The 20,212-nt window shown below is 62.5% G+C and carries 16 protein-coding genes; 1 reads left to right on the forward strand and 15 read right to left on the reverse strand.

Features of this window, described 5'->3' with window-relative positions; translation table 11 throughout:
* The first annotated feature begins 84 nt into the window (after positions 1 to 84).
* Positions 85 to 5,127: an NEL-type E3 ubiquitin ligase domain-containing protein gene (locus tag LOY50_RS03190; protein WP_258690277.1), complete on the forward strand. Its 5,043-nt coding sequence runs from the start codon at positions 85 to 87 to the stop codon at positions 5,125 to 5,127.
* A gap of 109 nt (positions 5,128 to 5,236) precedes the next feature.
* Here LOY50_RS03190 and ureC read toward each other — a convergent pair whose 3' ends face one another.
* From ureC to LOY50_RS03265, 15 genes are all read right to left on the reverse strand, one after another.
* Complete coding sequence (ureC, locus tag LOY50_RS03195) at positions 5,237 to 6,937, reverse strand: urease subunit alpha (protein ID WP_018611880.1); 1,701 nt, start codon at positions 6,935 to 6,937, stop codon at positions 5,237 to 5,239.
* Between the two features lie 123 nt (positions 6,938 to 7,060).
* On the reverse strand, positions 7,061 to 7,369 hold the full coding sequence (locus tag LOY50_RS03200) for an urease subunit beta (RefSeq protein ID WP_046064368.1): 309 nt from the start codon (positions 7,367 to 7,369) through the stop codon (positions 7,061 to 7,063).
* Complete coding sequence (locus tag LOY50_RS03205; RefSeq protein ID WP_018611882.1) at positions 7,366 to 7,899, reverse strand: N-acetyltransferase; 534 nt, start codon at positions 7,897 to 7,899, stop codon at positions 7,366 to 7,368. Before LOY50_RS03205 ends, LOY50_RS03200 begins: the two co-directional genes overlap by 4 nt.
* Positions 7,900 to 7,904: 5 nt before the next feature.
* Complete coding sequence (locus LOY50_RS03210; protein ID WP_258690278.1) at positions 7,905 to 8,438, reverse strand: GNAT family N-acetyltransferase; 534 nt, start codon at positions 8,436 to 8,438, stop codon at positions 7,905 to 7,907.
* A 9-nt stretch (positions 8,439 to 8,447) separates the two neighbouring features.
* Positions 8,448 to 8,750, reverse strand: a complete 303-nt coding sequence (ureA, locus tag LOY50_RS03215; RefSeq protein ID WP_116834063.1) for an urease subunit gamma — start codon at positions 8,748 to 8,750, stop codon at positions 8,448 to 8,450.
* Between the two features lie 152 nt (positions 8,751 to 8,902).
* The gene (locus LOY50_RS03220) at positions 8,903 to 9,745 is read right to left on the reverse strand and encodes an urease accessory protein UreD (RefSeq protein WP_253471312.1); all 843 of its coding nucleotides are present in this window, start codon (positions 9,743 to 9,745) and stop codon (positions 8,903 to 8,905) included.
* 30 nt (positions 9,746 to 9,775) lie between these two features.
* On the reverse strand, positions 9,776 to 10,474 hold the full coding sequence (urtE, locus tag LOY50_RS03225) for an urea ABC transporter ATP-binding subunit UrtE (RefSeq protein ID WP_253471314.1): 699 nt from the start codon (positions 10,472 to 10,474) through the stop codon (positions 9,776 to 9,778).
* Between the two features lie 186 nt (positions 10,475 to 10,660).
* Positions 10,661 to 11,530 carry an urea ABC transporter ATP-binding protein UrtD gene (urtD, locus tag LOY50_RS03230; RefSeq protein ID WP_214511413.1) on the reverse strand — a complete coding sequence of 290 codons (870 nt, stop codon included), beginning with the start codon at positions 11,528 to 11,530 and terminating at the stop codon, positions 10,661 to 10,663.
* Positions 11,527 to 12,606, reverse strand: a complete 1,080-nt coding sequence (gene urtC, locus LOY50_RS03235; protein WP_258690279.1) for an urea ABC transporter permease subunit UrtC — start codon at positions 12,604 to 12,606, stop codon at positions 11,527 to 11,529. Before urtC ends, urtD begins: the two co-directional genes overlap by 4 nt.
* Entirely contained in the window at positions 12,606 to 14,108 is a 1,503-nt protein-coding gene (gene urtB / locus LOY50_RS03240; protein WP_258690280.1) for an urea ABC transporter permease subunit UrtB, read from the reverse strand. Before urtB ends, urtC begins: the two co-directional genes overlap by 1 nt.
* 160 nt (positions 14,109 to 14,268) lie before the next feature.
* The gene (gene urtA, locus LOY50_RS03245; RefSeq protein WP_014336360.1) at positions 14,269 to 15,534 is read right to left on the reverse strand and encodes an urea ABC transporter substrate-binding protein; all 1,266 of its coding nucleotides are present in this window, start codon (positions 15,532 to 15,534) and stop codon (positions 14,269 to 14,271) included.
* Positions 15,535 to 15,865: 331 nt separating this feature from the next.
* Positions 15,866 to 16,876, reverse strand: a complete 1,011-nt coding sequence (locus LOY50_RS03250) for an iron ABC transporter permease (protein ID WP_053161797.1) — start codon at positions 16,874 to 16,876, stop codon at positions 15,866 to 15,868.
* Positions 16,873 to 17,820, reverse strand: a complete 948-nt coding sequence (locus LOY50_RS03255) for an ABC transporter substrate-binding protein (protein ID WP_014336362.1) — start codon at positions 17,818 to 17,820, stop codon at positions 16,873 to 16,875. The genes LOY50_RS03250 and LOY50_RS03255 overlap by 4 nt, the downstream gene beginning before the upstream one ends.
* Complete coding sequence (locus LOY50_RS03260) at positions 17,817 to 18,605, reverse strand: ABC transporter ATP-binding protein (protein WP_258690281.1); 789 nt, start codon at positions 18,603 to 18,605, stop codon at positions 17,817 to 17,819. Before LOY50_RS03260 ends, LOY50_RS03255 begins: the two co-directional genes overlap by 4 nt.
* Before the next feature lie 208 nt (positions 18,606 to 18,813).
* Entirely contained in the window at positions 18,814 to 20,187 is a 1,374-nt protein-coding gene (locus LOY50_RS03265) for a PepSY domain-containing protein (RefSeq protein ID WP_258690282.1), read from the reverse strand.
* Positions 20,188 to 20,212: the final 25 nt, after the last annotated feature.

Raw genomic sequence — 20,212 nt, forward strand, 5'->3', positions numbered from 1 at the left:
ATCGAAAGAGCGATAGATAGTTACCGCACTCACCGCTGAAAGGCTGGTTAGGCTCGGGTTTTCCACCATCAAGGATGACCCGATATGCCAGAACCGATTCTTGCCCCCGTGCGCCCCGAAGGCCGCGGCCTGCACTTGGACCTGCTCAAGGCCCGTATTCCCGGCTGGTACAGCGGCGCTATCATGCAGCGTCAGCAGGAGTTGAGCGACCATGAGCTGGAACTTCCAGACTGGTACGTGAAGACTTCCCACGAAACCAGGACCAGCCTCAAGCACAGTCACTCCCGCTACCGCGAAACCCTGAACCAGATCGACAATGTGCTGGGCAACATCCAGGACATCCGCGCCTTTGCCGAGCCGCTGCTTACCCAGGCGATCCAGACTGAATTCAAGCAAACACTGAACGTCAAGCAGGTGTATTTCGTCCGCAAGTATGGGCTCAAGATGCGCGATGATTTTTTCGGCGCGCTCGTCCTCGATAACGAGGGCAGTCATTTCGATCGCTACGAATACCGCGGCACTTCGCTGCTGGAGGCCGCGCTGGCCAATTTCGAGCCCGACGAAGAGAACAAACCCGGCTGCACCGACTGCAGCCTCATTACCACGGTGCGTCCGTTTTATGGTGGCGAGGTTATTCCTTCTATCAACGCCTTTCGCGCCGGGGAGTTGCCGATCGCGCCCGAGGCCTTTGCCAGGCTGTGCCGCAAACTGGACCTGGGACGCCGGTATCAAGAACACATCAACGCCATCGTACGGCCGATCAACCACGAGGTACGCCGCCAGTTGGATCGCCAACTGCGCGACCATCACAAAGAGGGATTGGCGTTGTGTGTCGAGGTGGCCAGGGCCAAGGGCGACATCAGCGTGGCCGTCTACCGAATGTTGCAGCAAGTGGTCAGCGACCAACGTGCGATCTTGCTTGATGGCCGGGCGGTGACGTTCACCTCATTGAGCATTTTCGGTATCGAGCTGGTTGGTCCAGTGCTGATCGGCCCCGACCGTGAAAGCAGTCGCCGGGCGGAGCGGGTCGTGGCCTATATGCCGGGCGATCCCGAACAGCCTCTCAAGGAATATGCCTCCAGCGCTGAATTCATGGTCGATCTTCGGCGGCGCCTGCACGGTATCGCTTACCGGCGATTCTTCAGTCGTTTTGTGCCGTTGCGTCAGCAAGGCGCTTTTTTCGAGCGGTTCAACCACCTCTATCAATCTTCCACAGAGGCAGATGATCAGGTCGATTTCCCTCTCAAATCGCCGTTGCGGAATCTGCCCATGGCAACGGCAGCCTTTCCCGAACCTTTATGGGAATCGCTGCGTCTCAGGCAAATCCAGAAGATCCAGCTCAATGCCCGCGCAGTGGCGGTGCCCACCGGTGACGAAGACAAAAAAGCCCGTCTGGCGCGTCTGGACAGTTACCTGGATGCCGTGATCGATGTCTTCAACCTGGCAGCGTTCGTGGTGCCAGGGCTTGGGCCGCTGATGCTGACGGTAGGCGCCGTGCAGATGTTCAACGAAGCGTTCGAGGGCATCGAAGCGTTCGAGCGCGGGGAGACCAGGGAAATGTGGGCGCACTTCTCAAGCGTGGCCCTCAACACGGCATTCGTCGCCACCGGCGCGGCGGTGTTGCCGCACATTCAATGGTCGAGCACGGTGGATCAGTTGGAGCCGGTCCAACTGGCCAACGGTGAATCACACCTCTGGCGCCCCGACCTGACGCCTTATCAGAGTGTGCGGGAACCACCCGCGACCTCGGTTCCGGATGCTCAAGGGCTGTACCGGGTCGATGGCCGGGACGTTGTGCCGCTGGACGGCCAGCATTACGAGGTGCAACAGGATCCGACGACCCGGCGCTATCGCATTCGTCACCCTTCCCGGGGGCCGGACGCTTATCAGCCCGGGCTGACGGACAACGGCAGAGGTGCCTGGAGCCATGAACTGGAACAGCCGCGAAGCTGGGAGGGGGCGACGTTGATGCGCCGACTCGGCCATTGCGTCAAGGATTTCAGTGACGCTGATCTGGAGCAGATCCGCACGGCCAGTGGTACGAGCGAGGAGGTGCTGCGGCGGCTGCATGTCGAGGGCGAGCCGATGCCTGCTTTGCTGGCCGACACGATCAAGCGCTTCGACCTGTGCCGACAAGTCGACCGTTTCATTGAGCAACTGCAAAGCGAAGACCCGCTGCGGTATGAAGCAGCCGATCCGATGACCCAGCTGCATCTACTCGCTGGCTACGGTCCTTGGCCAAAGGGGCTGAGATTGACGGTGGTCGACGGCTCGGGCAAGACGCTTTGGGAATATGCTCGTCCATCGGAAGGGGGCGCCCCGTTTCGAGATGTCATCATCCCCGAGGGGAAAGTCCGCACGCCTTCGGTGCTGAAGAATCTGATCCAGGCGGTGGATGCTGCGGGGGGCGACCTGTTGGTCGGTACGACCCCGGCGATTGCGAAAACGAATATGGACGCTCGGGTCCGGCAGTTGCGCAAAAAACTCGTCGCCGTGGTGGCGCGCGAAAAGGTGCAACTGTTCAACGATCATTACGCCAAAGGTGACGTGTCGAGCGACCCGCGTGCAACGCTGATCAAATCCCGTTTCCCCTCGGTTCCGGCGGCGGCAATCGACCAGATAGTAGCGTTTGCCAGCCCGACCGAGCATCAGCAGATGGCCGCTTGGGACTTCACGGATGCCACCCAGACCAAACCCATCCCACTGCGCATCGCCGAGGAGCTGCGTGACTACCAGCGAGCGCTGCGTTTGAACCGGGCATACGAAGGTTTACACCGTGAAACGCTGGCCACGGCTGACACGCCTCGGTTGGCGTTGGCGACCTTGAAAACCTTGCCCGGTTGGAGTGATACGGTGCGCATCGAGCTGCGCGAAGATGACGTTTCAGGCGTTGTGATCGGGAGTATCGGGCCACAAGACCCGACGCAGACCAAGATCGTGGTCAATGACGATGATCGTTACAAGGCCTTTGACGACAAAGGCAATGACCTGAGCCACTGGGGGAGTCTCTACGATGCCTTGCAACATGCCCTCCCGGATGCCGAGCGTCAGGCCATGGGCCGGCCTTCGATGCATCAGGGCAATCTCTTGCAAGCGGCTATTGGTGCAACACCATTAGACCAAGTCGCGCTGGCGCAGCTCTTGAAAATGCCACCGCTCAAACCCTCCTTCAAGTCGCCGATGCGCCTGGCTTCGGGCAAGGTTGGCTATCCCATGAGTGGGGTACGGGACCGGCTGGGCCTGGGCCGGTCGCGGGAACGTCGGGTGCTGGACTTGTACCCGGACTATACGAGCGAGCAAGTCCAGAGCCTGCTGCGGTCCTTGGGTGATGAAGCCGTTCCGGAACTCAAGCGGCGTAAAATCGAGTTGGATACGCTGCGCCGGGAGCTGGATCACTGGGCCAGCCTCCCCCTGATGCTGGATGTGGGTAATGACCGTATCCGGCGGGTGCCGCCAGCGGTCAGGCAAGGGGTGGCTGAGCGCATCAAACGGTGCTGGAGGCGCCAGACGCCGGTCGTTACGGCGGTGGATGGCAGCAGGGTCGGGTATGAGCTTGATTTGAGTGGGCAGGACGTAGGAACGTTGCCGGGCCTGTCGGCCGACTTTAGCCATGTGGCCTCGCTAAAGCTTCGAGACATGAGGTTGTCGGAATCCTCCTGCGACAGATTCCTCACGGGCTTCTCCTCGCTTCGCTGGTTGGACATGTCCAGCAACAGGTTGACCGATATTCCTGCATCGCTGGGGTTGATGAATGGTTTGACCAGGCTGCAGTTGCGGTCGAATCAAATCAGGTTGACACCCCGCGGCATTCAGATCCTGGAGGGGCGTGCCAGTCTGAAAATTCTCAACCTGGATCATAATTCGCTGGGCCGGTTACCGGACTTCAGCCCTCTGACCAACCTGCGCGGATTGAGTCTGAGGGACACTGGAATTGACACCTGGCCTATCGGTTTGCGCGATCAGCCGCTGGAACAGATTGATTTACGCAACAACCAACTGACCGATGTGCCGGCTGATCTGACTTCCCCGCCAGCCGAGCGTGCTCATGCCACGGCACGTGTCAATGGCGTGACCCTGATCCAAGGTAATCCGTTGAGCGAGGCGACCCAGCAGCGCTTGCGTGATTACTGGACGAACCTTTTCCCATTGCATCCCGAATGGGTGGCCTTGCGTTTGCACGGTGCGTTTGAGCCTGCCCCGGCGCAAAGGCTGTCGAATGTGGATCTATGGTTGCGAGACCTGCCCACGGAGCAATTGCAGGACAAAAAGGCGTTGTGGCAAAGCCTGAAGGCTGAAGCCCAATCCAGGGAGTTTTTTCAGCTGTTGAACCGATTGGCCGGCTCCTACCAGGAAGTGGAAAATTATCCGGACCTCCAGGCGCGTGTCTGGCAGATGCTTGAAGCGATCAGGGATTGCACCGAGTTGCGGCGTGAACTGTTCGACCTGGCTGGCGCGCCGGCGTGTGAGGATCGCGCCGCGTTGTCCTTCAGCTACCTGGAAATCAAATTGATGATCCACAACGCCAAGGCCCTGACGGTGGGAGAACAGGAGGCTGTGGCGCTGATCCGGCTGGCCAAGGGGCTGTTTCGCCTCGACGAAGTGGAGCGCATTGCCCTGCAGGATATCCAGCAGCGGCGTGACACGATCAATGCCCGCCGGGATCTCACCACCGCGCAGAAGAACCGGCTCATCAGGCAGATCGAAGAAGTAGAGGTGCGCCTGGCCTACCGGGTCGGTCTCAAGGATCGACTGGAACTGCCCGGACAGCCCAAGGGTGGGCGATTTATCCAGATGGCCGGCGTTACGGCAGAGATGCTCAATGCGGCGGCAGCCGCGATCATCGCGCTGGATGATTCACCGAAGCAATTGCAGTCGCTGGTTGGCCGGGACTTTTGGATCGATTACGTGAAGCAAAACCGCGCGAGCCTTTTCCAGGCGATGAATGATGCCCTCATCGCCGATCAGCTTGAGCTGGATGAGGCGAAAGCGGCCGGAACCCTGGAGGAGCCCGACTATGTCAGCCAATCCGAGGCACTGGGCTTGCAACACAAGGTCAAGGAAGCGGAGCTGATCCAGTTATTGACCGAAGAGGAGCTGGAGGCGCTGGTGGAAAGCACGGACCTATAAGACGACCCCGAAAAAATGTGGGAGCGAGCTTGCTCGCGATGGCGGCGGCACATTCAACACGTATGCAAGCTGAACCATCGCTATCGCGAGCAAGCTCGCTCCCACAGGATCAAAACAGGAAATAGCGCTGCGCCATCGGCAGCACTTCGGCCGGTTCGCACCACAGCAATACGCCGTCGGCCTTGACCTGGTAGGTCTGTGGGTCAACGTCGATGCTCGGTAGGTAATCGTTGTGGATCAGGTCGGTTTTCTGTACATCGCGGCAGCCTTTGACCACGGCGATTTTCTTCTTCAGCCCAAGCTGTTCCGGCAACCCGGCCTCGGCGGCGGCCTGGCTGATGAAGGTCAGGCTGGTGGCATGCCGCGAGCCGCCAAAGCTGGCGAACATCGGTCGGTAGTGCACTGGTTGCGGCGTCGGGATCGAGGCGTTGGCGTCGCCCATCAGGCTGGCGGCAATCGCCCCGCCCTTGAGGATCAACGTCGGCTTGACGCCGAAGAACGCTGGGCGCCACAGTACCAGGTCGGCCCACTTGCCCACTTCGATGGAGCCCACTTCATGGCTGATGCCGTGGGTGATCGCCGGGTTGATGGTGTACTTGGCGATGTAGCGCTTGATGCGGAAGTTGTCGTTGCCTTCGCCGTCGCCGGGCAGGGCGCCGCGTTGTTTCTTCATCTTGTCGGCGGTCTGCCAGGTGCGCGTGATGACTTCGCCGACGCGGCCCATGGCCTGGCTGTCGGAGCTGATCATCGAGAAGGCACCGAGGTCATGGAGAATGTCTTCGGCGGCGATGGTCTCGCGGCGGATGCGGCTTTCGGCGAAGGCCACGTCTTCGGCAATGCTCGGGTCCAGGTGATGGCAGACCATCAGCATGTCCAGGTGTTCGTCGATGGTGTTGCGGGTGAACGGCCGGGTCGGGTTGGTGGAGCTGGGCAGCACGTTGGCGAAGCCGCAGGCCTTGATGATGTCCGGCGCATGACCGCCACCGGCACCTTCGGTGTGGTAGGTGTGGATGGTGCGGCCCTTGAAGGCGGCGAGGGTGGTTTCGACGAAGCCCGATTCGTTGAGGGTGTCGGTGTGGATCGCTACCTGCACGTCGTACTGGTCGGCCACGCTCAAGCAGTTGTCGATGGCGGCCGGGGTGGTGCCCCAGTCTTCGTGCAGCTTCAGTCCGATGGCGCCGGCCTTGACCTGTTCGATCAACGGCTCCGGCAGGCTGGCGTTGCCCTTGCCGGTGAAACCGATGTTCATCGCGAAGGCATCGGCGGCCTGGAGCATGCGCGCAAGGTGCCATGGGCCGGAGGTACAGGTGGTGGCGTTGGTCCCGGTGGCGGGACCGGTGCCGCCACCGATCATGGTGGTGACGCCGCTCATCAGCGCTTCTTCGATCTGCTGGGGGCAGATGAAATGGATGTGGGTGTCGATGCCGCCGGCGGTGAGGATCATGCCTTCGCCGGCGATCACTTCGGTGCTGGCGCCGATGGCGATGGTCACGTCGGGCTGGATGTCCGGGTTGCCGGCCTTGCCGATGGCCGCGATGCGGCCGTCCTTGAGGCCGACATCGGCCTTGACGATGCCCCAGTGGTCGATGATCAGCGCGTTGGTGATCAAGGTGTCGACGACCTCGGCGGCCAGCAGCTGGCTTTGGCCCATGCCGTCGCGAATCACCTTGCCGCCGCCGAATTTCACTTCTTCGCCGTAGGTGGTGAAGTCCTTTTCCACTTCGATCCACAACTCGGTGTCGGCCAGGCGGACCTTGTCACCGACGGTGGGGCCGAACATGTCGGCGTAGGCTTGTCTCGAAATCTTCATGTGCTTTCCTGATCGTTCCCACGCTCTGCGTGGGAATGCCGCCATGGACGCTCTGCGTCCGCTTGTGTGACGCGGAGCGTCACGGGATGCATTCCCACGCAGAGCGTGGGAACGAGCTGACGCTTAGTCCAATTCGCCCATGACCCGCCCGGCAAACCCGAACACCCGGCGATGCCCGGCCAGGTCCACCAGCTCCACCTCGCGGCTCTGGCCTGGTTCGAAGCGCACTGCGGTGCCGGCCGGGATGTTCAAGCGCATGCCGCGGCTGGCGGCGCGGTCGAAGGTCAGGGCGTCGTTGGTTTCGAAAAAGTGATAGTGCGAACCGACCTGGATCGGCCGGTCGCCGCTGTTGGCGACGTTCAGCGTGAGCGTGCGGCGACCGACGTTGAGTTCGATGTCGCCAGGCTGGACCTGGTATTGCCCTGGAATCATTGCGGTTGCCCCAAAGTCTTGTAGTAAATGGTGGTCGCGGTATACGTCCCGTCCGGGCTCTGGCAGTAGTCGGGCAGCTCGCCGACGCGGGTGTAGCCCATGGCCCGGTAGAACGCCTCGGCCTCGGAGCCGGCCTGGGTGTCGAGGTACAGCAGGCCGCGCTTGTGCTGGCGGGCGCCGAGTTCCAGGGCACTCATCAATTGCTGGCCCAGGCCACGGCGGCGGGCCTCGCCGCGCACCAGCAGCTTCTGCACTTCGGCGCGGTTGAGGCCGTTGGGCTTCTGGCACAGGGCAAGCTGGACGCTGGCCTGCACCTGTTCATCCTTGACCACCACCCACAGCAGCAGGTGGCCCTGGTTGAGGCTGGCCTGGACCTCGTCGAAATAGGCGCGGGCCTGGTCGGCATCGAGATCGGCCAGGAACCCCACGCTGGCGCCGTATCCGACGGCGTCGAGCAACAGATCGATCAGGCCCTGGCGATAATGCGCAAAGCTTTCAGCGTGGACACGACGTAACTGGGCGGGGTTCATAGGCATCACTCCTTGTCGAAGACGGGCGGTTGCGCCCCGGGATTGAGGACCAACTGCATGAAAGTCAGATCCAGCCAGCGGCCGAACTTGGTACCCACCTGGGGCATCTGCCCGGTGGTGACGAAACCTGTGCGCTCGTGCAGGCGAATCGAGGCGGCATTGCCGCTCTCGATGGCGGCGACCATCACGTGTTTGCCGCAGGCCCTGGCGCGCTCGATCAATGCGCTCATCAACAACGGGCCGAGGCCATTGCCGCGCTGGTCGCGGCGGACGTAGACCGAATGCTCCACGGTGTGCCGGAAACCGTCGAAAGGCCGCCAGTCGCCGAATGAAGCGTAGCCGAGCACGTTCTCCTCGGCGTCGACCATCACCAGCACCGGATAGCCTTGGGATTGTCGGGCGCTGAACCACGCCTGGCGATTGCCCAGGTCCACGGCCTGTTCGTTCCAGATCGCGGTGGTGTTCAGTACCGCGTTGTTGTAGATATCGCGGATCGCTGGCAGGTCCGCCAGTTGGGCGTCACGCACGCGGTAAGTCATGGCGTGGCCTCAGGCGATGGGTTGGTGGACGGTGACCAGTTTGGTGCCGTCGGGAAACGTCGCCTCGACCTGGATCTCGGGGATCATTTCCGGAATGCCTTCCATCACCTGCTCGCGGCTCAGCAGCGTGGTGCCGTAGTGCATCAGCTCGGCGACGGTCTGGCCGTCACGGGCGCCTTCGAGCAGGGCCGCGGAAATGTAGGCCATGGCCTCCGGGTAGTTGAGCCTCAGGCCACGGGCCAACCGTCGTTCGGCGACGAGGCCAGCGGTGAAGATCAGCAGCTTGTCTTTTTCGCGTGGGGTCAGGTCCATGTGCAATCCATAAGGGCAGATAAAAAATTTTCGCTGTAAACCCATTCCACTGTGGGAGCGAGCTTGCTCGCGATAGCAATCGAACATTCAACATAGCCGTTGGCTGATACACCGCTATCGCGAGCAAGCTCGCTCCCACAGGAAAAGCAGATTCATGTGCTCCAGATTCGGGGTGGCACGGCCTCTCTGCCAAGCAATGCAGGCCTGAGTAAACGCCACAACTCAATCAACCACCCCCGCGCCAGCAACGCCTCGCTCGCCAGGCAGCGGGCCACGACCAGGCCGGGTAATTGGGTCAGGTCGCCGCGCACGGCATGGCCCAGGGATCGGCAGTGTTCCAGCAATTCGCTGTCGATCTCGCCGGTCACCAGCAACGTGGCGAACACCGGATCGCCGCCCAGCCCGATGGGTGAGTCGAGCAACCCATCACCGCCCACAATGCGCTGGCGCTCGTGCCACAGCAACTGGCCGTCGCGGCGAATGTCCAGCCGTGATTGAAAGTGCCCCAGGTCAAACCGCTCGCCGCTGGCCGGTCGGCCGAGGGCAACCATGTCCCAGTAGAACAGGCGCCCGTCGCCCTGCAAGTCGATGCTCGTGCTGAGTTCGGCCTGGGCCGCGCTGAAGACGATGGTTTCCTGGGGCAGCCATTCCAGGGTCGCGCCGGGGGCCACGCTCAGGGTCAACTGCTGGTACGCAGGGCCGGCGGCGCGATACCACTTGGCCGCGCCCGGGCTGGTCAACTGCGCCCAGGCGCCCGGGCCGACGTGGGCCGAGATGTCCAGGCGGTCACCGCCGGCAATCCCGCCGGGCGGGTGGACGATGATGTGCTGGCACACTTCGGGGCCCTCGGCGTACAAGTGCTTCTGCACCCGCAGCGGACCTTTGTGGCGGCGCTGTACCGGACGTGTGCAGTCGCCGAATCGGGCATAACCCAAGTCCAGCTCGGCGTGCCAGCTGGGGGTGAACAGGGCTGATGACGAAACAGGTAGATTCATGATTTTCTAATGATCGTCGGGACGCTAAGGCTAGATCGTAACCAGCCCGCGCACACCCTCGGTTTCCATATTTTCTCCACGGCCCTGCTGCACGATCTCGCCCCGGGACATCACCAGGTACTGATCGGCCAGCTCGGCGGCGAAGTCGTAGAACTGCTCCACCAGCAAAATCGCCATGTCGCCCCGGGCCGCCAGTTTCTTGATCACCACGCCGATCTCCTTGATCACCGAGGGCTGGATGCCTTCGGTGGGCTCGTCGAGAATCAGCAGGCGCGGACGGCTGGCCAGGGCTCGGCCAATGGCGAGCTGCTGTTGCTGGCCGCCGGACAGGTCACCGCCACGACGCTGTTTCATTTGCAGCAGCACCGGGAACAATTCGTAGATGAATGCCGGCACTTCCTTGGCTTCGGAGCCGGGAAAGCGCGACAGGCCCATCAGCAGGTTTTCTTCCACCGTCAGCCGCCCGAAAATCTCCCGGCCCTGGGGCACGTAGGCGATGCCGGCATGCACCCGTTGGTGTGGCTTGAACGTAGTGATGGCTTTGCCTTCCCAATTCACCGCACCTTCCTTGGCCGGCAACAGGCCCATCAGGCATTTGAGCAGGGTGGTCTTGCCTACGCCGTTGCGCCCCAGCAGGCAGGTCACCTCGCCGACCTTGGCGTCGAACGACAGGCCCCGCAGGATGTGGCTACCGCCGTAGTACTGGTGCAGTTTGTCGACTTGCAGCATGTCTTGAATTCCCCTCAAATCCCCTGTGGGAGCAATAGCTTTCTGTAGAAGCAATACCTTTCTGTGGGAGCAAAGCTTGCTCGCGATGAACGATAACGCGGTCCTTCCGATGGACCGAGGCGCTGCTATCGCGAGCAAGCTTTGCTCCCACAGGCTCGCTCCCACAGGGGAACAGTGTTTGCAGGTCTAGCGACCGAGATACACCTCGATCACCCGCTCATTTTCCTGCACCTGTTCCAGCGACCCTTCGGCCAGCACGCTGCCCTGGTGCAGCACGGTGACGTGGTCGGCGATCGCGCCGACGAAGCCCATGTCGTGCTCCACCACCATCAGCGAATGCTTGCCCGCCAAGGACTTGAACAGCTCGGCGGTGAACTCGGTCTCGGCGTCGGTCATGCCCGCCACCGGTTCGTCGAGCAGCAGCAATTGCGGGTCTTGCACCAGCAGCATGCCAATCTCCAGGAACTGCTTCTGCCCGTGGGACAGCAACCCGGCGGCGCGGTTGACCGAGGTGGTGAGGCGGATGGTCTCGAGCACTTCGCTGATGCGATCGTGCTGCTCGCCAGTTAGTTTCGCCCGCAGGCTGGCCCACACCGATTTGTCGGTCTTGAGCGCCAGCTCCAGGTTTTCGAACACGCTCAACGCTTCGAACACCGTGGGTTTCTGGAACTTGCGACCGATGCCGGCCTGGGCGATCGCCACTTCGCTCATGCTGGTCAGGTCCAGGGTTTCGCCGAACCAGGCCTTGCCATGGCTGGGGCGGGTCTTGCCGGTGATCACGTCCATCAGCGTGGTCTTGCCGGCGCCGTTGGGGCCGATGATGCAGCGCAACTCGCCGACGCCGATGTACAGGTTCAAATCGTTCAAGGCCTTGAAACCGTCGAAACTGACGCTGATGTCTTCCAGGGTCAGGATGGTGCCGTGGCGGGTGTTCAGGCCCACGCCGGCCGCTTGGCCGAGGCCGATGGCGTCGCGGCTGCTGCCAGCGTCCTGGTTGGGTTCCGGCGGGAAGAAGGCGGGTTCGAGCATGAATTCGGCACTCGCTGTGATTCTCATTGTTCACCTCTTTTCTTCAGCAGACCGATCACGCCCTTGGGCAGATACAGGGTCACGACGATGAACAGCGCACCGAGGAAAAATAGCCAGTACTCAGGAAACGCCACGGTGAACCAGCTCTTCATGCCGTTGACTACGCCGGCACCCAGCAGCGGTCCGATCAGCGTGCCGCGCCCGCCAAGGGCGACCCACACGGCGGCCTCGATGGAGTTGGTCGGCGACATTTCGCTGGGGTTGATGATGCCCACCTGCGGCACGTACAACGCCCCGGCCAGGCCGCACAACACCGCGCTCAACACCCAGACGAACAGCTTGAAACCACGGGGATCGTAACCGCAGAACATCAGGCGGTTTTCCGCGTCGCGCAGGGCCGTCAGCACCCGGCCGAACTTGCTGCGGGCCAGGCGCCAGCCGATGAACAGGCTCGCCACCAGCAATAACACCGTGGCGAAAAACAGCACCGCACGGGTGCCCGGCTCGGTGATGCCAAAGCCCAGGATCGAGCGGAAATTGGTGAAGCCGTTGTTGCCGCCAAACCCGGTTTCGTTGCGGAAAAACAACAGCATCCCGGCGAAGGTCAGGGCCTGGGTCATGATCGAGAAATACACGCCCTTGATCCGCGAACGGAAGGCGAAGAAACCGAACACCAACGCCAGCAAACCCGGCGCCAGCACCACCAGGCACATGGCCCAGAGGAAACTGTCGGTGCCGGCCCAGTACCAGGGCAGCTCGGTCCACGACAAGAAGGTCATGAACGCCGGCAAGCCATCGCCAGCGGCCTGGCGCATCAGGTACATACCCATGGCGTAGCCGCCCAGGGCGAAGAACAGGCCGTGGCCCAGGGAGAGCAAGCCGGCGTAGCCCCAGACCAGGTCGAGGGCCAGGGCGACGATGGCGTAGCAGAGAATCTTGCCCACCAGGGTCAGGGTATACGCCGAGACGTGCAGCGGATTGTCCGCCGCCAGCAGCGACAGTAGCGGCAGGCTCAACAGCACGGCCAGGATCAACATGCCGACGACGAGGGTAATTTTGGGACCGGCCTTTTGCGTGGCCGTGAGCATCAGGGGCTGGTTCATCAGTCGATTACCCGTCCTTTGAGCGCGAAGAGGCCTTGCGGACGCTTCTGGATGAACAGAATGATCAGCGCGAGGATCAGGATCTTGCCGAGCACGGCGCCGATCTGCGGTTCGAGGATCTTGTTGGCGATGCCCAGGCCGAACGCGGCGAACACGCTACCGGCCAACTGGCCGACGCCGCCGAGCACCACCACCAGGAACGAGTCGATGATGTAGCTCTGGCCCAGGTCCGGGCCGACGTTGCCGATCTGGCTCAGGGCCACGCCGCCCAACCCGGCGATGCCCGAGCCGAGGCCGAAGGCGAGCATGTCCACCCGCCCGGTGGGCACGCCGCAGCAGGCGGCCATGTTGCGGTTCTGCGTCACCGCGCGGACGTTCAGGCCCAGGCGCGTCTTGTTCAGCAACAGCCAGGTCAGCACCACCACGAACAAGGCAAAGGCGATGATCACGATGCGGTTGTATGGCAGCACCAGATTCGGCAACACCTGAATGCCGCCTGAGAGCCAGGCCGGGTTGGCGACTTCGACGTTCTGCGCGCCGAACACCAGGCGCACCAGTTGGATCAGCATCAGGCTGATGCCCCAGGTGGCGAGCAGGGTTTCCAGCGGCCGCCCGTAGAGGTGGCGAATCACCGTGCGCTCCAGGGCCATGCCGATAGCGGCGGTAATGAAAAATGCCACCGGCAGGGCGATCAGCGGATAGAACTCGATGGTGTTCGGGGCGAAGCGCTGGAACAGCATCTGCACCACATAAGTGGAGTAGGCACCCAGCATCAGCATCTCGCCGTGGGCCATGTTGATCACCCCCAGCAGGCCGAAGGTGATGGCCAGGCCGAGGGCGGCGAGCAGCAGGATCGAACCCAGGGACATGCCGCTGAAGGCTTGGCCCAGCAACTCGCCCACCAGGAGTTTGCGCTTGACCTGGCTGAGGCTGGTTTCGGCAGCGGTGCGCACACTGGCATCGCTTTCGACGCCGGGTTCGAGCAAACCTTCCAGGCGTGTGCGGGCCAATGGATCGCCGGTTTCCCCCAGCAGGCGGACGGCGGCCAGGCGTACGCCCGGGTTGGCGTCTACCAGTTGCAGGTTCGCCAGGGCCAGGCTCAGGGCGGCGTGTACATCTTCGTCCTGCTCGCCGGCCAGTTGCCGGTCGAGAAACGCCAGTTGCGCCGGGCGGGCACTTTTTTGCAGTTGCTGCGCCGCGCCAAGGCGTACGCGGGCATCGACGGCGAGCAATTGATGGCTGGCGAGGGCGGTTTCGATCAGCCCGCGCAAGCGGTTGTTCAGACGCAGGGTCTTGGGTTGGCCGTCGACGGTCAACTGGCCCTGTTGCAGGGCGTTGATCAGTTCGACGCGTTCCGGCTCCGGCTGCGCGGCCCAGGTCTCCAGGAGCTTGGCCTGCTGGGTCGGGTTGGCGGCGACGAAGTCTTCGGCGTCACCGGCGTGGGCCTCCAGTGGCAACAGCAGCACCAGGGCGAGGATGAGGCGGTAAAGGGCGGTGGGCATATGCTAGGCCTTGCGCGGTGCTTTTTTGTGGGAGCGAGCTTGCTCGCGATAGCGGTGTGTCAGTCACATGTCTTCTGGCTGATCCGCCGCTATCGCGAGCAAGCTCGCTCCCACAGGGGTTGTGTGTCGACCCGGGGATTGGGGGCCGACACCCATGGGCTCAGTTGCTCTTCACCGCATAGTCAGGCTTCTTGTCGTTGCCGGCGATGAACGGGCTCCACGGTTGCGCGCGGATCGGGCCTTCGGTCTGCCATACCACGTTGAACTGACCGTCGGCCTGGATCTCGCCGATCATCACTGGCTTGTGCAGGTGATGGTTGGTCTTGTCCATGGTCAGGGTGTAGCCCGATGGTGCGGCGAAGGTCTGGCCGGCCAGGGCTTCGCGGACTTTGTCGACGTCGGTGGACTTGGCTTTTTCCACGGCTTGCGCCCACATGTGGATGCCGACGTAGGTGGCTTCCATCGGGTCGTTGGTCACGGCTTTGTCGGCGCCTGGCAGGTTCTTGGCCTTGGCGTAGGCTTTCCAGGAATCGACGAATTTCTTGTTCGCCGGATTCTCCACGGATTCGAAGTAGTTCCACGCCGCCAGGTTACCCACCAACGGTTTGGTGTCGATGCCGCGCAGTTCCTCTTCGCCCACCGAGAACGCCACGACCGGTACGTCGGTGGCTTTCAGGCCCTGGTTCGCCAGTTCTTTATAGAACGGCACGTTGGAGTCGCCGTTGACCGTGGAGATAACCGCGGTCTTGCCGCCAGCCGAGAACTTCTTGATGTTGGCCACGATGGTCTGGTAATCGCTGTGGCCGAACGGGGTGTAGACCTCTTCGATGTCCTTGTCCGCCACCCCTTTGGAGTGCAGGAACGAGCGCAGGATCTTGTTGGTGGTGCGCGGGTAGACGTAGTCGGTGCCCAGCAGGAAATAACGCTTGGCACTGCCGCCTTCTTCGCTCATCAGGTATTCCACCGCCGGAATCGCCTGCTGGTTCGGCGCTGCGCCGGTGTAGAACACGTTTGGCGACATCTCTTCACCTTCGTATTGCACCGGGTAGAACAGCAGCCCATTGAGTTCTTCGAACACGGGCAACACGGATTTACGCGACACCGACGTCCAGCAGCCGAACACCACGGCGACCTTGTCCTGGGTCAGCAACTGACGGCCCTTTTCGGCGAACAGCGGCCAGTTCGACGCCGGGTCCACGACCACCGCTTCAAGCTTCTTGCCGTTCACACCACCCTTGGCGTTGATCTCATCAATGGTCATCAACGCCATGTCCTTGAGGGACGTCTCGGAGATCGCCATGGTGCCGGACAGCGAATGCAGGATGCCGACCTTGATGGTTTCGGCGGCCTGGACGGTCCAGGCCATGCCCATCGCGGCAATGCTTGCCGAGAGTGTAAAAGCCTTGATCAAGCTACGACGCTTCATTGTGCGATCTCCGTGGACTTATGAATTTTTTTTGAGGGCAGATGCAAACGCTGAAAGCGCTTTTGCAAGGGGTGTGCCCGGTTGGGGGAAGGCATTTGAAATGCGGGGTTGGCGTGGGACGTGTTCGAGCGGTTGCACCATGAGTGAACGCAATGCGGGGGCTGGTGCGAGGAGGTGCGCCACATTGGGGCGAGGGAATTGCGATGCCCCTGTGGGAGCGAGCTTGCTCGCGATAGCGGTGTGTCAGTCACCTCTAATTTGACTGATCCATCGCCATCGCGAGCAAGCTCGCTCCCACAGGTGATTTTTGTGATTCAGGAAAAGACGCCGCTCAGCGACGTCGCATCAGGCCAATGAAAAACAGCCCGCCGATAGCGGCTGTCGCGACCCCAATCGGCAAGTCTTCCGGCGCGATCAACGTCCGTGCCGCCACGTCCACCCACACCAGGAACAGGCTGCCAAGCAGCACGCAGGCCGGCAGCAACCGACGATGCTCGGCGCCCACCAGGCGCCGGGCGATGTGCGGCACCATCAGCCCGACAAAACCAATCGAGCCGCTGATGGACACCAGCACGCCGGTCATCAGCGAGGCGATCAAGAAGATCCACAACCGCACCTTCGCCGCGTTCAGGCCCAGGGTCACTGCGGTCTGTTCGCCGGCCATCAGCGCGTTCAGCGGGCGGGCCATGCCCAGCAGCAACACCAGTCCCAGCACCACACTGGCCGCCGGCACCGCCAGCAGTTCCCAGCGGGCCAGGCCCAGGCCGCCGAGCATCCAGAACATCACCGCCGAACTGGCGCGATGGTCACCGAGGAACAACAACAGGTTGGCCGCCGCCATCATCACGAAGGACACCGCCACGCCGCACAACAACAGGCGATCACTTTCCAGACGACCCTGACGGGCAGCGATGGTCAGCACCAGCAGCATGCTCAGCAGCGCACCGATGAACGCCGCCAGCGGCAGGGTCAGCAGGCCGACAATCTCGCCGACATGCAGCACCACGATCACCGCTCCCAGGGTCGCGCCAGAAGTGACGCCCAGCAGGTGCGGGTCCGCCAGCGGGTTGCGCGTGACGGCTTGCAGCACCGCACCGATCAACGCCAGCCCGGCGCCGACCAAGGCACCGAGCAGCAGCCGCGGGACGCGGATCAGCCAGACGATATGCTCCTGGCCGGGCGTCCAATGCACGTCACCCACTCCGAAGGCCTTGTTCAGCAGGATGTCCCAGACCACGGCCACTGGCACCCGCGCCGGCCCGAAACCCAAGGACACCACGCACGATACCAGCAGCAGTGCGCCGAGGACCATCAGCAGGGCGCCGTAGCGACGACCGTTCATTGGCCGTGAAAACCCCGCGCCAGGGTTTGCACCGCCAGCACGTTATCGATGCCCGGCGTGGCCTGCACGTAGGGAATCACAATGAAGCGCCGTTGCTGGATCGCCTCCACCGATTGCAGGGCCGGGTTGTTCATCAGGAATTGCTGTTTCTGCTCGGCGCTGACTTCGCCGTAGTCGACGATCACGATGACCTGCGGGTTGCGCTCGACCACGTTCTCCCAGTTCACCCGGGTCCAACTGGTTTCCACGTCATCGAGGATGTTGCGCCCACCGGCCGCGTCGATCAGGGCCTGGGGCATGCCCAGGCGCCCGGAGGTCATGGCGCGGTCTTCGCCGCTGTCGTACAGGAACACACGCGGTTGCTGGGCGGGCAGGTGCTTGCGCACTTCGGCCACCTGGGCCTGCATCGTGGCGATCAACGCGTTGGCGCGATCCTGCACGTCGAAGATCTTGCCGAGGTTGCGCAGGTCGTTGTAGGTGTCCTCCAGGGAGGCCGCCGGACGTTTCATCACGAATGCGCAGGACTCGGTCAACTCGTAGACATTGATGCCCAGCGGTTGCAGGGTCTGTGGGGTCAGGTCGCCGCCCACGCGCATGCCGTAGTCCCAGCCGGCGAAGAAAAAATCGACGTTGGCATTGAGCAAAGTTTCCACCGATGGGTATTTGGCGGCCAGTTCCGGCAGGCCATCAAGGATCCTGGCCATCTCGGGCGTCACCGATTTCCAGCCGCTGATGCCGCTGTAGCCGACCATGCGCGGCTTGAGGCCCAGGGCGAGCATCATCTGGGTCATGTTGATGTCATGGCTGACCGCGTGCCGAGGTGCCTCGTTGAACACCACCTGGCGATTGCAGCTTTGTATCGTCAACGGGTAGTGGGTGGCTTCGGCCAGGGCGTGGGCGCTGCCTAGCAGCAAGGGCAGCAACAGCAGGGAACGCAAAGTCATGGTTGGGTTATCCAGGTGATTCGTGGGTAGCTGGACAGCGGGTGTTCATCCACCAGGGCTTCGATGCCGAACACCTCGCGCAACAGCTCGACGGTGAGGACGTCCTTGGGCGTGCCGCTGGCGACGATGCGCCCGTGTTCGATCACGTACAGGCGGTCGCAGAAGGCGGCGGCCAGGTTCAGGTCGTGGAGGCTGGCGAGGGTGCCGATGCCCAGGCCCTTGATCAGTTGCAGCAATTGCAATTGATAGTGGGGGTCGAGGTGGTTGGTCGGCTCGTCGAGGATCAACAACTGCGGTTGCTGGGCCAGGGCCCGGGCAAGGATCACCCGTTGCTTCTCTCCGCCCGAGAGGGTGGCGAATGCATGATCGCCAAAGCCTGCAAGCCCGGCCGCTTCCAGTGCCTGGAGCACTAGCCGACGATCGTCGTGATTGTCGCCGTCGAACAGACCTTTGTGGGGCGTGCGGCCCATGGCGACCACTTCTTCCACCGTCAGGCCGAAGGCGTCGGGAAACTCTTGCAGGACCACGGCGATGCGTTGGGCGCACCAGCGCGAGGACTGTTTCCAGACGTTGTGATGATCGAGTTTCACCTCGCCATGTTCCGGCCGGCTGAAGCGATAGGCGCAGCGCAACAGGCTGGTCTTGCCACTGCCGTTGGGCCCGATCAACCCGACAAACTCCCCGGCCGCCACCTGCAACGTCACGTCACGCAGCTGGAACTGGTGATGACAGTGGCCATGGCCCAGGGGCGTCCAGGCGAGGTGGGAGAGGGTTAGGGAGGTCATGCATTTACTCAAGTTATTGGATCGGCCCCCCAATCCCTTGTGGGAGCGAGCTTGCTCGCGATAGCGGTGTGTCAGCCGATAGAGATGTGACTGACCGACTGCAATCGCGAGCAAGCTCGCTCCCACAAGGGATGGTGTTCACCGTTTGAAAGGTGGGCGCGATTGTAGAGGTTTCGCGCCGCCTTCCGTTAACGCACTGTCTTCAGTTTTAAGATGAGGCAATCTCAGGCTGGCGATTGAAGCGGGTGACGAGGCGATCCAGCAACCACACCACCACCAGCGACGCCCCCACCAACGGAAACACCACCGCCAGGGCCAGCATGATGAACACCCCGGTCTTCCAGGTCGGCAGGTCGTGGCGCAGCGGCGGTACGCCGAACTTGCCCTCTGGCCGGCGTTTCCACCAGAGCACCACACCACTCACGGCGCTGAGCAGGATCATCAGGCAAATCAGCAGCACGATGATCTGGTTCAGCGGGCCGAACATCTTGCCTTCGTGCAGCATCACCCCGGTTTCGGTGGCGCGGGCCACGACGCCGTAGTGCTCCCAGCGCACATCGGCCAGGACCTTGCCGGTGTATTGGTCCACGTGCAGGGTGGCATCGTTGCGCGGGTCGTCGGCAAACACGGCGACGGTGAACACGCCAGTGGACGTGGTCGGCAGGGTGATGCTGTAGCCGGGCGTGACCTGGCGTTCAGTGGCGATGTCCTGCACCGCTTGCAGGCTGACAGTTGGGGCGGCGGGGCCTTCGTGCATGCCGCCGTGGCCCATGTGCTCGGCATGGTCGCCGGACATCGGCATTGGCGTGTTTTCCACCGCCCACGGCACGGTCTGGCGATGGGCGTTGTTGAGGCTGCCGGCCTCGACGTCGGACTTGGGCACGTCATTCCACATCGCCGCCGGGAAGCGGTTCCAGAGGTTGGCGTATTGCTTGCCCCAGAAGCCGGTCCAGGTCATGCCGCTGAGCAGCATCACCAGCAGCAATGCTGCGCCCCAGAAACCGACGACCACGTGCAGGTCACGCCAGAACAGCCGACCGCGCGCGCTCCAGCGCGGCCACAGCACGCCGGCTGACGATTGCCCGCGCGGCCACCACAGGTACAGTCCGGAGACCACCAGCACCACGCCCCAGCCGGCGGCCATTTCCACCAGCCGGTCACCGACCGTGCCGATCAGCAACTCGCCGTGGATGGCCCGGGCCATGGCTTGCAGGTTGTTCTTCGCATCCTGCTCACCGAGGACATCGCCGTGATACGGGTCGATGAACACATTCAGTTCCCGGCCCTTGTCGATCACCACGAATTGCGCGCTGCGCTCGGCGTTGACCGGTGGCAGGTACTGTTTGACCTGGCCTTGGGGGTAGGCCTGGTGGATCTGCTTGAGCAGGTCGTCCGCCGCCAGGGTGTGATGCCCGGCCGGCACGTTCAACAGGCTGCCGTACATCAGTGGATCGAGTTGCGGCTTGAACAGGTAAATGATCCCGGTCAGGGCCAGCATCACCATGAAGGGCGCCACGAACAGCCCGGCATAAAAATGCCAGCGCCAGGCCAGGTTGTAGAAATTGGGTTTCGGTTGGCTCATCAGAAAGCGCTCCGCAGGGCAAATT

Source organism: Pseudomonas sp. B21-010 (assembly GCF_024749325.1).
Lineage (GTDB): Bacteria > Pseudomonadota > Gammaproteobacteria > Pseudomonadales > Pseudomonadaceae > Aquipseudomonas > Aquipseudomonas kilonensis.